12 protein-coding genes are annotated in these 14,282 nt (G+C 62.9%); 4 read left to right on the top strand and 8 right to left on the bottom strand.

Going from position 1 to position 14,282, the window contains the following annotated elements:
- Positions 1 to 5 precede the first annotated feature (5 nt).
- Positions 6 to 524, bottom strand: coding sequence for a GNAT family N-acetyltransferase (locus tag AC3WTO_RS12520; RefSeq protein ID WP_492461062.1), 519 nt, complete (start codon positions 522 to 524; stop codon positions 6 to 8).
- Positions 525 to 534: 10 nt separating this feature from the next.
- Positions 535 to 2,718 (bottom strand): primosomal protein N', encoded by a 2,184-nt coding sequence (locus tag AC3WTO_RS12515; RefSeq protein WP_492461061.1) that lies wholly within the window; start codon positions 2,716 to 2,718, stop codon positions 535 to 537.
- Between the two features lie 101 nt (positions 2,719 to 2,819).
- Here AC3WTO_RS12515 and fsa point away from each other — a divergent pair, with 101 nt between their 5' ends.
- Positions 2,820 to 3,473 carry a fructose-6-phosphate aldolase gene (fsa, locus tag AC3WTO_RS12510; RefSeq protein WP_492461060.1) on the top strand — a complete coding sequence of 218 codons (654 nt, stop codon included), beginning with the start codon at positions 2,820 to 2,822 and terminating at the stop codon, positions 3,471 to 3,473.
- A 65-nt stretch (positions 3,474 to 3,538) separates the two neighbouring features.
- Here the strand turns inward: fsa and AC3WTO_RS12505 are convergent, their stop codons facing one another.
- A complete protein-coding gene (locus AC3WTO_RS12505) occupies positions 3,539 to 3,976 on the bottom strand; it encodes an Lrp/AsnC family transcriptional regulator (RefSeq protein WP_054310279.1) in 438 nt (145 codons plus the stop codon).
- A 133-nt stretch (positions 3,977 to 4,109) separates the two neighbouring features.
- On the opposite strand from AC3WTO_RS12505, the gene AC3WTO_RS12500 reads away from it, so the two are divergent.
- Positions 4,110 to 5,009 carry a DMT family transporter gene (locus AC3WTO_RS12500; RefSeq protein ID WP_492461059.1) on the top strand — a complete coding sequence of 300 codons (900 nt, stop codon included), beginning with the start codon at positions 4,110 to 4,112 and terminating at the stop codon, positions 5,007 to 5,009.
- 83 nt (positions 5,010 to 5,092) lie between these two features.
- Here the strand turns inward: AC3WTO_RS12500 and AC3WTO_RS12495 are convergent, their stop codons facing one another.
- From AC3WTO_RS12495 to leuS, 3 genes are read right to left on the bottom strand one after another with little or no spacing between them, the layout of a single operon-like run.
- The gene (locus tag AC3WTO_RS12495; protein WP_492461058.1) at positions 5,093 to 6,220 is read right to left on the bottom strand and encodes an AAA family ATPase; all 1,128 of its coding nucleotides are present in this window, start codon (positions 6,218 to 6,220) and stop codon (positions 5,093 to 5,095) included.
- A gap of 26 nt (positions 6,221 to 6,246) precedes the next feature.
- Entirely contained in the window at positions 6,247 to 6,822 is a 576-nt protein-coding gene (locus AC3WTO_RS12490; RefSeq protein WP_492461057.1) for an LPS assembly lipoprotein LptE, read from the bottom strand.
- On the bottom strand, positions 6,809 to 9,448 hold the full coding sequence (leuS, locus tag AC3WTO_RS12485) for a leucine--tRNA ligase (protein WP_492461056.1): 2,640 nt from the start codon (positions 9,446 to 9,448) through the stop codon (positions 6,809 to 6,811). The genes AC3WTO_RS12490 and leuS overlap by 14 nt, the downstream gene beginning before the upstream one ends.
- 153 nt (positions 9,449 to 9,601) lie before the next feature.
- Between leuS and AC3WTO_RS12480 the strand changes: the two genes are divergently transcribed.
- Positions 9,602 to 10,264, top strand: coding sequence for a YggS family pyridoxal phosphate-dependent enzyme (locus tag AC3WTO_RS12480; protein ID WP_492461055.1), 663 nt, complete (start codon positions 9,602 to 9,604; stop codon positions 10,262 to 10,264).
- 69 nt (positions 10,265 to 10,333) lie between these two features.
- Here AC3WTO_RS12480 and AC3WTO_RS12475 read toward each other — a convergent pair whose 3' ends face one another.
- Positions 10,334 to 11,443: a branched-chain amino acid ABC transporter substrate-binding protein gene (locus tag AC3WTO_RS12475; RefSeq protein ID WP_492461054.1), complete on the bottom strand. Its 1,110-nt coding sequence runs from the start codon at positions 11,441 to 11,443 to the stop codon at positions 10,334 to 10,336.
- A 314-nt stretch (positions 11,444 to 11,757) separates the two neighbouring features.
- Positions 11,758 to 12,030 carry an usg protein gene (locus AC3WTO_RS12470; protein WP_492461053.1) on the bottom strand — a complete coding sequence of 91 codons (273 nt, stop codon included), beginning with the start codon at positions 12,028 to 12,030 and terminating at the stop codon, positions 11,758 to 11,760.
- Between the two features lie 288 nt (positions 12,031 to 12,318).
- Between AC3WTO_RS12470 and acs the strand changes: the two genes are divergently transcribed.
- On the top strand, positions 12,319 to 14,274 hold the full coding sequence (acs, locus tag AC3WTO_RS12465; protein ID WP_492461052.1) for an acetate--CoA ligase: 1,956 nt from the start codon (positions 12,319 to 12,321) through the stop codon (positions 14,272 to 14,274).
- The last annotated feature ends 8 nt before the right edge of the window (positions 14,275 to 14,282 follow it).

Raw genomic sequence — 14,282 nt, 5'->3', positions numbered from 1 at the left:
TGCGTTCAAAGCGGTCTCGCCAACCGATGCAACACGTGCTTCTTCAGGCCGATATCCCGTGGCTCGAAGGTCTTTTCCAGCACAAACCCCTCGCGCTCCCAGAAACGCCGGCCTCGCGCGTTTTCATCGATCACGGCAACCAGCATTCGCTTGCAACGCCTGATTTGAGCCCGATGAACAAGACGGTCCAGAAAACATCGGCCGATCCCTTGCCCGCGCATCCCGGGATCGACGAGCAACAGGCCGATATAGGCATCCGCCGTGTCGGGAAAGCCGAACGCCATGTCCGAAATGCCGGCGATCCAACCCTGCCGATCAAGGCATCCCAGTTTGATGGAGCCGACCGGATCGCAACCCGGAGGACAATCCTCGAAGAAAGCTTGAACGGCCTCGGTGCCAGGAGGCTGGCCACGCTCCATCAGGACATAGTCGGCGGCCCGCTCGTAAAATTCCGCCACGGCTGCGCCATGCTGCTCCCGGTTGAGAGGGTGGTATTCGAGATCGCTCCTGTCGGCGCAGATCAAGGAAACAACCTCACAGGAAGCTCTGTGGGTCGATATCGACACTCACCCGCACCGAACCGCGAACCTTTGGCCCCTCCGCCAGCATCTGGCGCACGAAACCCTGAATGTCGGAGCGCCGTTCGCCATGCACCAGCAGACGGAAGCGGTGACGGCCGCCGACCAGCGCCAATGGCGCTTCCGCGGGGCCCAGCACGAAGATGTCCGGCGCTTCCGGCGTTGCCCGGCGCAAGCCGCGCGCGTGTGCTTCAGCGTCATGGCGCGTCTCGGCGCTGACGATGATGCCGGCAAGTCGTCCGAACGGCGGCAGCGCAGCGCGCTCCCGCTCGGCGATCTCGCGTTCATAGAAGGCCCCAACATCTCCGGAAACGATCGCCCGCATCACCGGATGATCCGGTTGATAGGTCTGGAGCAGGCCAAGGCTCTTCTTGCCGGTACGGCCGGCACGGCCTGTCACCTGCGAGAGAAGCTGGAAGGTGCGTTCGGCCGCGCGCGGGTCGCCATTGGCAAGGCCGAGATCCGCGTCGACGATGCCGACCAGCGTCATGTTCGGGAAATTGTGCCCCTTGGCGACGAGTTGCGTGCCGATGACGATATCGGCCTCGCCTTTCGCGATGGCCTCCAGTTCCAGCCTGAGTCGTCGCACCCCGCCGACGAGGTCGGACGACAGCACGATGGTGCGCGCGTCCGGGAAAGTGGCGACAACCTCTTCGGCGATGCGCTCTACGCCCGGCCCGCAGGCCACCAGATGATCCAGAGTGCCGCATTCCGGGCAGGCGTCGGGACGCCTCTCATTGTGCCCGCAATGATGGCAAACCAGTTGCCCGCGAAAGCGGTGTTCGACCAGCCACGCCGAACAGACCGGGCAGCCGAAACGATGGCCGCAGGACCGGCACAACGTCAGCGGCGCATAGCCGCGTCGGTTGAGGAACAGCAGCGACTGCTCTTCCCTCGCCAGGGTCTTGGTCATCGCCTCGACAAGCAACGGCGACAGGAAGTTGCCGCGTGCCGGCGGTGCGCGGCGCATGTCGACCGAGCGCAAGGTGGGCAAGGCGGCTTCCGCAAAGCGCGCCGGCAGGTCGACACGGGCATAGCGACCCTGATTGGCATTGACCTGGCTCTCGACCGAAGGCGTCGCGGAAGCGAGCACGATCGGGAAGGCGCCGATATGGCCGCGCACCACGGCCATGTCGCGGGCATTGTAGAAAACGCGATCCTCCTGCTTGTAGGCAGGGTCATGTTCCTCGTCGACGACGATAAGGCCGAGTTCCTTGAACGGCAGGAACAACGCCGAGCGTGCACCGGCCACCACCCGCACCGTGCCTTCCGCGACCTGCCGCCACACGCGCTCGCGCATTTTCGGCGCAAGATCGGAATGCCATTCCGCCGGCTTGGCGCCAAAGCGCATCTGGAAGCGCTCGAGGAAAGCATGGGTGAGTGCGATTTCCGGCAGCAGGATCAGCACCTGCTTGCCTTTTTCGAGCGCTGTCGCCACCGCTTCGAAATAGACTTCCGTCTTGCCTGATCCGGTAACGCCGTCGAGCAGCGTCACGCCGAAAGTCCCCGCGGCCGCCCCTGCGCGCAAGGTTTCGGCGGCGGCCGCCTGATCCGGCGTCAGTTCCGGCCGCGCATAGGTTGGGTCGGGTGCGGCCACCACGGGGCGCGGCGGGATCATCACCGTTTCGAACACGCCCTGCGCCTTCAGCCCATCGATGACGGTCGAAGAGACGCCTGCCGCATGCGCCAGGCCCGAGCGTGTCCACGCCAGGCCGCCATCGGCGGTTTCCAGAACGCGCGACCTGGCGCTCGTCATCCGGTCCGGTATCGTGGCGGTGCGCTGCAGGCCTTCGATCCACGGCTCCGGATCGAACGCCTCGGGCGCGCGCAGCAGCATGCGCGCGACAAGGCCGGGCGGGGTCAGCGTGTATTGTGCGATCCAGTCGACGAAACGGCGCATGTCGTGATCGATCGGCGGACAATCGAAGACATGCTCGATCGGTCTCAGCTTCCGGGCTTCGACATGCTCGACGATGCCATCCCATACCACACCCGCGACCAGCCTGGGTCCAAGCGGCACCCGCACGATGGAACCCGGCACCACGCGCATGCGTTCCGGCACCGCGTAGGTGTAGGCTCGTTCGGCCGGCATCGGCACCAGGACGGGCGCGGCCGTCGTGAAGGGCGAATCTTCTTTCATGACGCGTGACCTTGCCCCGACTTTGGTCTAGAGCAAAGAGCAACGCCAAGCCCCGAACGCTTGCAACAGCGCAGTGCCTCATTCCCCCCAAGGAGACCACCATGAAATTCTTCGTCGACACCGCAGATGTGAAGGAAATCCAGGAACTCAACGCGCTTGGCCTGCTCGACGGCGTCACCACCAATCCGTCGCTGATCCTGAAGTCCGGCGGCAAGATCGACGAAGTCACCAAGCAGATCTGCGACATCGTCGAAGGTCCGGTTTCGGCTGAAGTCACTGCCACCGATTTCGATGGCATGATGAAGGAAGCCAAGGTGCTGGCCAAGATCGCCGACAATGTCTGCATCAAGGTGCCGCTCACCCTCGACGGCCTCAAGGCCTGCCGCGCCATCCGCGCCGAAGGCCGCATGGTCAACGTCACGCTCTGCTTCTCGGCCAACCAGGCGCTGCTCGCCGCCAAGGCTGGCGCCAGCTTCATCTCGCCCTTCATCGGCCGTCTCGACGACATGGGCTTCGACGGCATGGAAGTGATCGCCGAGATCCGCCAGGTCTATGACAATTACGGCTTCGACACCGAGATCCTGGCCGCCTCGATCCGCACGCCGGAACACGTCAAGCGCGCTGCCCTGATCGGCGCCGACGTCGCCACCATCCCGCCAGCCACGCTGAAGGCGCTGGTCAAGCACCCGCTCACCGACAAGGGCCTCGAACAATTCCTCGCCGACTGGGCCAAGACCGGCCAGAAGATCGGCTGATTTCAGCTTTCGCTTGAAGAGAACCGGCGCCATCCAGGCGCCGGTTCTTTTTTGTCCGGCACGGTTCAGGCGAACGGCGGCAGCCGACGCTTCACCGGTTGTGCCTTGACTATGGCACTGCTGGTTTCGGCCTTGTCGGTGATCTTGTCGAGGATCCTGTCGAGATCGCTGATCGAACGGATGTGCAGCCGCCCGATGAAGCAGTCATCACCGGTCACCTTGTCGCATTCGGTGAATTCCGGAATTTCCTCGACCAGTTTCTGCACCTGGTGCAATCTGCCCGGCAGCGGCTTGATGCGCACGATCGCCTGCAGCGTATAGCCAAGCGCGGCGGGATCGACATCCACCGTGAAAGCGCGGATGACGCCGCGTTCCTCCAGCCGCCGCAATCGCTCCGACGTGCTCGGCGACGACAGGTTCACACGCGCCGCCAACTCCTTCAGTGAAATACGCGCATCGTCGACCAGTATCTCGACAATACGCCGGTCTAGATCGTCCAACATCACCTATCCTTAGGGTTTTGATGCATCAGACCTTACAGAATTAGGGTCTCACCCGCAAATACCTTTCATGATCCATATATCCCGAACGTTCGGGGGCGTACAAAACGGCCACGAACGAAAGAAAGGTCGCATCATGTCGGACAACACACGTGGAACGGTCGAGATGACCGCTGCAATGGCGATCTCTGGAACGATCGGCGTATTTGTCGTGCTGTCCGGGCAGCCGGTGATGGACGTGGTGTTCTGGCGCTGCGCCTTCGGCGCCATCACGCTGCTGATTGTTTGCGGCGCCCTTGGCTTGTTCAGGCGCGACGTGATCTCGCGCCAGCAGATCGTCTACGCGATCATCGGCGGCATCGCCATCGTCTCCAACTGGCTGCTGCTCTTCGCCGCCTTCCCGAGAGCCTCGATCTCGATCGCGACCGCCGTCTATAACACCCAGCCCTTCATGCTGGTGGCGCTGGGTGCGCTGTTGTTCGGCGAACGGCTGACGCTCACCAAAGTGAGCTGGCTGGCGATTGCCTTCGCAGGCATGCTGCTGATCGTGCAGGCCAAGCCCGACGCCGCCCATACCGGCTCGAACTACCTGGTCGGCATCCTGCTGGCGCTCGGCGCGGCGTTCTTCTATGCGATTGCCGCGATCGTGGCGAAGAAGCTGAAGGGCGTGCCGCCACACCTGATCGCGCTCATCCAGGTCACCGTCGGTATCCTGATGCTGGTTCCGTTCGCCAATCTCACGAGCCTGCCAGCAGATGCCCGCACCTGGGCTCTGCTCGCCGCGGTCGGCATCCTGCACACCGGGCTGATGTACATCCTGCTCTACGGCGCGATCCAGAAACTGCCAACCAATCTCGTCGGCGCGCTGTCCTTCATCTACCCGGTTGTCGCCATCATCGCCGACTTCGTCGTCTTCGGACAGCGCCTTCATCCGCTGCAACTGGTGGGAGCGATCGCTATCCTGATTGCCGCCGCCGGCATGACGCTGGGCTGGAAGCTGATCAAGCCTCGCACCGATGTTACCGCAACCCGCTAGGGCCGGGAAAAGCGCGTAACGGTTTTCGTCCGGAGCGCACAAGAAGGAGAAACCAGAGCGTTTCCGCGAAACGCTGAAACGCTCTAGTCATCGTCCGAAATCCGACCCGTGAGCCTGAGACCCTCGATGGTCGTAGCGCCGTCCAGGCGTACCACGGTGAGCGCTCGTGCACCGGTGCGGTCGGCGATGAGGCCGGCCAGATCACGCGAATGCGTGACGACCCAAAGCTGTGTGCGTTCCGCCGCCTTGGCAATCATGTCGGCCAGCGCCGGCAGCATGCGTGGATGCAAGCTGGCCTCCGGCTCGTTGAGTGCAATCAGCCCCGGCAGGCGATAGGACATCAGCGCTCCCGCCAGCGCCAGAAAACGGATCTGCCCATCCGACAGTTCCTGCGGCCGGAACAGCCGCTGGGGAAAATCCGGAAGCCGCAATCCGAATGTCGCGCTCTCGCCCGGCTCCGGTACTTCGAGTTTTGCTCCCAGCGCATCGGATAGCGCGCGATCAAGGTCGACCGTGTCCTGCCTGATATGGGCAAGCGTCGCGAACACGGCGGCGAGATTGCCACCATCTTCGTCGAGCAGCGTCGCGGTAATCGCCAGCGACGGCTTCCTGACCGGCGAATCGGCGTCGGTCCGGAAACCATGATAGAAGCGCCACCCCGAGACCGCCGCCCGCAGATCACCCGTCTCCGGATAACGGCCCGATGCCCCGAGTACCGCCAGCGCCGTCTCTGAATTGAGCAGTTTCACGGAGTGCTCTGTCCGTCTGCCGTCGCTGTCGCGGCCATGGGCCGTCGGCCCTTTGCGGCTCATCATCTCCACGGGACGGCGTCCGGTCTCGACCGTCAGCGCTTCTTCCTTGACGTGCGGTTCGAAGGCAAACCCAGCTGAAACCGGCGGCGGCAAGCCGATCTCCACCCGGTAGGAAAAACGCGCCGCCGTCTCGTCATCTTCGATATCCGCCTGCAGGATGACACGCACCGGCTGGCCCAGACGGCGTTTGCCCGACCACAACGCCGATTGCATACCGCCTTCGCCGGCGATCGAACGGGCAAGCGTGCCTTCACCGGCTGCCTTGATCAGCTGCAGGGCGCGGTAGAGATTGGATTTTCCGACGCCGTTCTCACCAACGAACAATGCGACCTGGCCAAGCTCGAGCCGGATCGATTTGAGCGACCGGTACCCTTCAGCAACCAGCCCCGTCAGGCGCATGGTTTCGCCGCTCGCCAGCGCGCCGGTTACTTGGCGCCGGGCTTGGTGAGATCCTGCGCCACTGCCAGGTGCAGCAGTTCCGCGAGTTCGCGCGCGGCACGGTTCTCGGCGTCGATCTGCGCGCGATAGGACGCGAATTCCTGGCCCGGCTTGTCGAAGGACGATGAGATCGAACGCTGGCCATTCGCAACCGCCTTGCCGGTCTTGGCATCGGTCAGCGTGTAGGCGGCCGTCATGATCACCGTACCGGCCGTCGGCTGGTCCTGATCCTTCGCAACCTGGATGCTTGCGGTCGAGATCACCGATTCGGTGACATTGAGCGTCAGCGAATAGACAGGGTTGGCGGTCCGTTCCGCGCCGCCCGTAAAGGCAAAGATCAGGTTGTTGCGGACCTGCTGGGCATAACGCGACGAAACCGGCTTCACTGCGATGGAAGCCAGCTCTTCGCGCGCGCTTACAGTCGAACCGGTCGACAGAGGCTGATTAGAATAGAGCGGCCGCACCTGGCAGGCCGAAACCAGCGCCATGCCGGTAAGCAGGCCGAAAAGCACTGCGCGCCGTGCGAACGGAGCCGCTGTCTTACGAGTGTCAGGCAACGACATTGACGATCCTCTGGGGCACGACGATCACCTTGCGCGGCGCCTTGCCCTCGAGCGCCTTCTGTACGAAGTCCAGGGCCATGACGGCCTGTTCGACCTGAGCTTGGTCCGCGTCACGGGCGATTGTCAAATCGCCACGCTTCTTGCCATTGATCTGTATCGGATAGACGACATCGTTGTCGACCACCAGCGCGGCGTCGAAACGCGGCCAGGGCTGATTCGCCACAAACCCTTCGCCACCCAAGGCCGTCCAGCACTCTTCCGCCAGATGCGGCATCATCGGTGCGATCATGACGACAAGCGCCTCGACCGCCTCGCGCAACGCGGCAGCGCCGGCCTGGTCAGCCTTGCCATCGACGAGAGCCGTCGCCGCCGGCTGGATGGTGTTGAGCAGCTCGTAGATGCGAGCGACCGCCTTGTTGAAGGACAGGCGTTCGATGTCTTCACCAACAGCCTTCACCGTCTTGTGAACTGCCTTGGAGACTGTCGCGGCGGCACCGTCGCTGGTAGCAGACGCCTTGACGCCGGCCAACGCAGGTGCAGCCTCGGATATCAATCGCCAAATGCGCTGCACGAAACGATGCGCGCCTTCGACACCAGCCTCCGTCCAGATGACGTCGCGTTCCGGCGGCGAATCCGACAGCATGAACCAGCGCGCCGTGTCGGCGCCGTAGCTCGCCAGAATGTCGTCGGGATCGACGACGTTCTTCTTCGACTTCGACATCTTCTCGATGGCGCCGATCTCGACCGGGCTGCCATCCGCAATCAGCGTGGCGCTGCGCTTGCCATCGACATCCACGATGTTGACGTCGACGGGCTGCACCCAATACGCGTTCGGGCCGGTGCCGGCGCGATAGGTCTCGTGCACCACCATGCCCTGCGTGAACATGCCTTCGAACGGCTCCTTCACCTCGTTGACATGGCCGGTGACCTGCATGGCACGCGTGAAGAAGCGCGAATATAGCAAATGCAGGATCGCGTGCTCGATACCGCCGATGTACTGCCGGACCGGCAGCCAGCCGTTCTTGCCGTCGACATAGTCGAGCGTCGTCGGCGCCTTGTCATTCCAGGGATCGGTGAAGCGGGCGAAATACCAGGACGAGTCGACGAAGGTGTCCATCGTGTCGGTGTCGCGCCGAGCCGGCTTGCCGCATTGCGGGCAACCGACATGCTTCCAGGTCGGATGATGGTCGAGCGGATTGCCCGGCTTGTCGAAGGTGACGTCGGTCGGCAGTTCGACCGGAAGGTCCTTTGCCGGTACCGGCACGGCGCCGCAGGCTTCGCAATGGATGACCGGGATCGGGCAGCCCCAGTAGCGCTGACGTGAGATCAACCAGTCGCGCAGGCGGAACTGCACCTTGCGCTCGGCCTGCGGCCGATCGCCGATCGTCACGCCGGACAATCTGGTCGCCACCTCGTCGAAAGCTTCCTTGAAGCGCATGCCGTCGAGGAAGCGCGAATTGATCATCGCGCCGTCGTCGACAAAGGCTTCTTCCGTGATGTGGAAGCTGGCGGCATCGACACCGTCCGGCAGCACCACCGGGGTGACCGGCAGGCCGTATTTGTTGGCGAAGTCGAGGTCGCGCTGGTCATGGCCCGGACAGCCGAAGATCGCGCCCGTGCCGTAGTCCATCAAAACGAAATTCGCGACATGGACAGGCAACGTCCAGCTCTCGTCGAACGGATGCACCACGCGCAGTCCGGTGTCGAAGCCCCTCTTCTCAGCCGTCTCCAGCGCCGCCGCCGACGTACCCATGTGGCGTACGTCCTCGATGAAGGCCGCGAGTTCAGGGTTGCCGGCCGCGACCTTCTTGGCCAGCGGATGATCGGCGGCGATCGCCAGGAACGACGCGCCGAAAATAGTGTCCGGGCGCGTCGTGTAGACCTCGACCTCGGTTTCGCCGGCGGGCGGATTGGCCAGCGCCCAGCGGACCAGCAGGCCTTCGGAACGGCCGATCCAGTTGGCTTGCATGACACGGACCTTTTCCGGCCACTTGTCCAACGTGTCCAGACCGTCGAGCAGGTCCTGGCTCATCGAGGTGATCTTGAAGAACCATTGCGTCAGGTCGCGCTGTTCCACCGGCGCACCCGAACGCCAGCCGCGCCCGTCGATGACCTGTTCGTTGGCCAGCACGGTCATGTCGACCGGATCCCAGTTGACCTTGGCCGACTTGCGCTCGACCAGCCCGGACTTCCAGAAATCCAGGAATATCTTCTGCTGGTGCTTGTAGTAGCTCGGGTCGCAGGTCGCGATCTCGCGCGCCCAGTCCAGCGACAGACCCATGGTCTTCAGCTGGCCCTTCATCGTCTCGATGTTCTTGTAGGTCCAGTCGCGCGGATTGACCTTGTTGTCACGCGCTGCGTTTTCCGCCGGCAGGCCGAACGCGTCCCAGCCCATCGGATGCAGGACGTTGTAGCCCATGGCGCGGCGCCAGCGCGCCACGACGTCGCCCATCGTGTAGTTGCGCACATGGCCCATGTGGATGCGCCCCGAGGGATAGGGAAACATCTCGAGCACGTAGTATTTCGGCCGCGGGTCGTCGTTCTTCGTTTCGAAGAGCTTGGCCTCGTCCCATGCCTTCTGCCACTTGGGCTCTGCTGCGCGAGGATTATATCGTTCGGTTGCCATGGCCGGTTTTTCACTTACAAAGCATGCGGGAAACCGCCGGTTGGTCCGGCAGTTCAAGGACATGGTCCGGGTCTTCACCATGCTTTCGGGAACCCGTCAACCACATGGGTCTCAAGGCCCGGGAAAAACAGCAGGATCGGGACAGGTTGGCAGATGAGTGACGCGGTTCAGCAACTCGAAACGGTGAAAGCGAGAATCGCTGCGGCTGAGCGCGAAGCGAGCCGACCGGCCGACGCCGTGGCCTTGGTCGCCGTTTCCAAGACCTTCGACGCCGACGCCATCCGCCCGGTGCTCGCCGCCGGCCAGCGCATCTTCGGCGAGAACCGCGTGCAGGAAGTGCAAGGCAAATGGCCCGCGCTGCGCGAAGCGTTTTCCGGCATCGAACTGCACCTGATCGGCCCGCTGCAATCCAACAAGGCCAAGGAGGCGGTCTCGCTGTTCGACGTCATCGAGACGGTCGACCGCGAGAAGATCGCGTCGGAACTGGCGAAGGAAATCACCCGCCAAGGCAAGGCGCCAAGGCTCTATGTGCAGGTCAACACCGGCTCGGAACCGCAGAAGGCCGGTATCGAACCGAAAGATGCAGTGGCGTTCGTCAAGCGCTGCCGCGACGTGCACGGCCTCTCCGTGGAGGGGTTGATGTGCATCCCACCGGCCGACGAGAACCCCGGTCCGCATTTTGCGCTTCTGGAAAAACTGGCCCGCGAGGCTGGCGTCGAAAAACTGTCGATGGGAATGTCCGGCGACTTCGAACTGGCCGTGGCCTTCGGCGCCAGCTCAGTGCGGGTCGGCTCGGCCATTTTCGGCCACAGGTAAAGCCGCGCTCCTGCAATCAAAAAAGGCCGGGAAACTCCCGGCCTTTCTTTTTTCATCGGTTCGTCAGCCTTATTCGGCTGCGACGATCTTGCCGTCTTCCCACTTGAACAGTGAGAAGCTCGGGCTGGTCAGGTCGCCGGTCTCGCCATAGGTCAGCTTGCCGATAGCGGTCGGGATGGCTTCGCCGCCCTTGAGCGCGGTGGCGACAGCTGCCGGATCGTCCTTGCCGGCCTTCTCGATACCTGCCTTCAGCACCTGGACGGCGGCATAGGCGTTGAGGGTGAAGGCTTCAGCCGGGATGCCCTTGGCCTTGAGTGCTTCGACGGCCTGCGCCGAATCCGGGTTCTTCAGCGCGTCGGTCGCGTTGGTGAACAGCGTGCCGGCAGCAGCCTGGTTGCCGATCGCCCAGTATTCGGTGTTGGACAGGCCTTCGCCGCCGATGATCAGCGCCTTGACGCCAGCGTCAGCGAGCTGGCGGGCAAGCAGGCCGCCTTCGGGATGATAGCCGCCAAAATAGATCACTTCGGCGCCGTCCGACTTCAGGCGGGTAACGAGAGCCGACAGATCCTTTTCGCCGGGGGTCAGCGAGTTGTGGCTGACTTCCTTGATGCCGCCGGCGTTGATCGCCTTCTTGAAGGAGTCGGCCAGACCCTTGCCGTAGGTGCCCTTGTCATCGACGACGGCGACCTTCTTGTCCTTCAGGTTCTTCAGCATATAGGCAGCCGCCACTTCCGCCTGCTGGTCGTCACGACCGCAGGTGCGCAGGACGTTGGTCAGGCCGCGGTTGGTCAGGTCCGGCGATGTTGCGGTCGGCGTCACCATCAGCACGCCGTTTTCGGCGAACACGTCGGAAGCGGCCATGGCCACACCCGAGGTGACCGGACCAACGACGAACTTCACGCCTTCACCGACCAGCTGGTTGGCAGCAGAAACGCCCTGCTTCGGATCGCCGGCATCGTCGGCGAGCTTCAGCACGACCTTCTCGCCCTTGATGCCGCCTTCCTTGTTGATGACTTCTACGGCGGCTTCAGCGCCGTTCTTGACCTGGTCGCCATAAGCGGCAACAGGGCCGGTCAGCGGTGCGACTAGACCGATGACAATGTCGGCGCGGGCAGCAGTAGCAGCAACCAGCACGGAAGCGGCGAACGCAACGCCGGTAAGCAGTTTTTTCGTATTCACGGGAATCCTCCTCAAGCGAACCTCGGCGCATGACCGCGAAAATCGGGATCGATTTTCGGAAAGGATCAGACGCCAACTCAAAGTAGCGAAGTTGCGGCTTCGGGATCGACCAAAGCCTTGGGTTCGCGCTTAACCGCGTGCCGTGGCTTTTGCAATCAGCCAGAGCCGATAAGCAGATGAGCTTTTGGGCCAGAAATGAACGTCGACGCTGGCTATGGCTTTCACCACCCGGGGGTCTGGCAAAGGACAACCACGCCGGGAATGGCCGCAGGTCACGACTGCCGCATTGGCGCTCCCGGTGCAGCCCCGGCCGCTCAGTGCAGCAGGATCTCTCCGTCGACCTTGCGCCATTCACTGGCTGAAATCAGCTTCCGATGGGTGAAGCAGACCGAATGCAGCGGTCCTTCGAGCTTCTCACGCCAGAACGTGATGAAAGCGCCCAAAATCGGAAATTTGGGAGCGATGTCGTAGTCCTGCCAGATGTAGGTCTGCAACAGGTGCGGGTGGTCGGGATAGTGGTAGAGGATGCGAGCCGTCGTCAGCCCGTAGCCCTTGAGCAGCAGTTCCAGTTCGGAATGGTCGCGCATGGCAGCCCTCGCAAGTTGATCTCGGGTGTGTTGAGCTTCAACAACCCCTTGCCGGTCCTCCCGGAAAAAACTGTGCGCCTCGAACGTTAACCATGTCTTTAAACGTGTGATCCACGCCTTCAGCTCGACCTGGCCGTGTACGGTTTCACGTAATTTTCTGTCACGGACAGCCAAACCCAATGTCTAATGTTGCCGTAACGTCCGAACTGATAATAATGCCCGCGATTTCGCGGCCGGCAGGCCGCTACGCCGCCAACCGGCGGCCGATCTCAGGAGGAAGACCAAGACATGACCGAGGCGAAGGTCCACCGCGTACAGCCGGCATGGAAGAAGCATGCGCTGATCGACAATGAGACGTATGTGAAGTGGTACGCGGAGAGCGTGAAAAACCCGGACAAGTTCTGGGGCAAGCACGGCAAGCGCCTCGACTGGTTCAAGCCCTACACCAAGGTCAAGAACACCTCCTTCGACGGCAAGGTGTCGATCAAGTGGTTCGAAGACGGACAATTGAACGTCTCGCACAACTGCATCGACCGCCACCTGAAGAAACGCGGTGACCAGGTCGCCATCATCTGGGAAGGCGACAACCCCTACGACGACAAGAAGATCACCTACAACGAGCTGCACGAGCATGTCTGCCGGCTCGCCAATGTGATGAAGAAGCACGGCGTCAAGAAAGGCGACCGTGTCACCATCTACATGCCGATGATCCCGGAAGCCGCTTATGCGATGCTGGCATGCACCCGCATCGGCGCGGTCCATTCGGTGGTGTTCGGCGGCTTCTCGCCGGACGCCCTGGCCGGCCGCATCGTCGATGCCGCCTCGACCTTCGTCATCACCGCCGATGAGGGACTGCGCGGCGGCAAAAGCATTCCCCTGAAGGAAAACACCGACAAGGCGGTCGAGATCGCCGCCAAGCAGAAGACCGCGGTGAAGTCCGTGGTGGTGGTGCGCCGCACCGGCGGCAAGATCGGTTGGGTCGAGGGCCGCGACCTCTGGTACCACGACGAGGTTAGGACGGTTAAGGCCGAATGCAAGCCCGAGAAGATGAAGGCGGAAGATCCGCTGTTCATCCTCTACACCTCGGGCTCGACCGGCAAGCCGAAGGGCGTGCTGCACACCACCGGCGGTTATCTCGTCTACGCTTCGATGACGCACCAGTATGTCTTCGATTACCATGACGGCGACATCTACTGGTGCACAGCCGACGTCGGCTGGGTGACGGGCCACAGCTACATTCTCTACGGCCCGCTGGCCAACGGCGCCACCACGCTGATGTTCGAAGGCGTGCCGAACTATCCGTCGGTGTCGCGCTTCTGGGAAGTGGTTGACAAGCACCAGGTCAACATTTTCTACACCGCCCCGACCGCCATCCGCGCACTGATGGGCGCCGGCGAGGCACCGGTGAAGAAAACCTCGCGCAAGAGCCTGCGTGTCCTGGGTTCGGTCGGCGAGCCGATCAATCCGGAAGCCTGGGAATGGTACTTCAACGTCGTCGGCGAAAAGAAAGTGCCGATCGTCGACACCTGGTGGCAGACCGAGACGGGCGGCATCCTGATCACGCCGCTGCCCGGCGCCACCGACCTCAAGGCCGGCTCGGCGACGCGGCCGTTCTTCGGCGTCAAGCCGCAACTGGTCGACAATGACGGCAAGGTGCTGGAGGGTGCGGCCGACGGCAATCTGTGCATTACCGATTCTTGGCCAGGCCAGATGCGCACCGTCTATGGCGACCACGAACGCTTCGTGCAGACCTATTTCTCGACCTACAAGGGCAAATATTTTACCGGCGACGGCTGCCGCCGCGACGAGGACGGCTATTACTGGATCACCGGCCGCGTCGACGACGTCATCAACGTGTCGGGCCACCGCATGGGCACGGCCGAGGTTGAATCCGCGCTCGTCGCCCATGACAAGGTCTCGGAAGCCGCTGTCGTCGGCTATCCGCACGACATCAAGGGCCAGGGCATCTACTCCTATGTCACGCTGATGGCCGGCGTGGAGCCCACCGAGGACCTGCGCAAGGAACTGATCGCGCATGTGCGCAAGGAGATCGGCGCGATCGCCTCGCCCGACAAGATCCAGTTCGCGCCGGGCCTGCCAAAGACCCGTTCGGGCAAGATCATGCGCCGCATCCTGCGCAAGATCGCCGAGGACGATTTCGGCGCGCTTGGCGACACCTCGACGCTGGCCGATCCGGCCGTCGTCGACGACCTCGTCAGCAACCGCCAGAACAAGAAAGCCTAGGGCATCCT

Source organism: Mesorhizobium sp. EU05-FHT14A09, from assembly GCF_058790995.1.
The sequence above is the reverse complement of the archived record's forward strand: the minus strand, read 5'-3'. Positions and strand labels throughout refer to the sequence as shown.

Excerpts from the sequence above, each read along its gene's own strand:
- leuS (WP_492461056.1), bottom strand. The coding sequence starts at position 9,448 with ATGGCAACCGAACGATATAATCCTCGCGCAGCAGAGCCCAAGTGGCAG.
- AC3WTO_RS12480 (WP_492461055.1), top strand. The coding sequence starts at position 9,602 with ATGAGTGACGCGGTTCAGCAACTCGAAACGGTGAAAGCGAGAATCGCT.
- fsa (WP_492461060.1), top strand. The coding sequence starts at position 2,820 with ATGAAATTCTTCGTCGACACCGCAGATGTGAAGGAAATCCAGGAACTC.
- AC3WTO_RS12495 (WP_492461058.1), bottom strand. The coding sequence starts at position 6,220 with ATGCGCCTGACGGGGCTGGTTGCTGAAGGGTACCGGTCGCTCAAATCG.
- acs (WP_492461052.1), top strand. The coding sequence starts at position 12,319 with ATGACCGAGGCGAAGGTCCACCGCGTACAGCCGGCATGGAAGAAGCAT.
- AC3WTO_RS12500 (WP_492461059.1), top strand. The coding sequence starts at position 4,110 with ATGTCGGACAACACACGTGGAACGGTCGAGATGACCGCTGCAATGGCG.
- AC3WTO_RS12470 (WP_492461053.1), bottom strand. The coding sequence starts at position 12,030 with ATGCGCGACCATTCCGAACTGGAACTGCTGCTCAAGGGCTACGGGCTG.
- AC3WTO_RS12490 (WP_492461057.1), bottom strand. The coding sequence starts at position 6,822 with ATGTCGTTGCCTGACACTCGTAAGACAGCGGCTCCGTTCGCACGGCGC.
- AC3WTO_RS12505 (WP_054310279.1), bottom strand. The coding sequence starts at position 3,976 with ATGTTGGACGATCTAGACCGGCGTATTGTCGAGATACTGGTCGACGAT.
- AC3WTO_RS12515 (WP_492461061.1), bottom strand. The coding sequence starts at position 2,718 with ATGAAAGAAGATTCGCCCTTCACGACGGCCGCGCCCGTCCTGGTGCCG.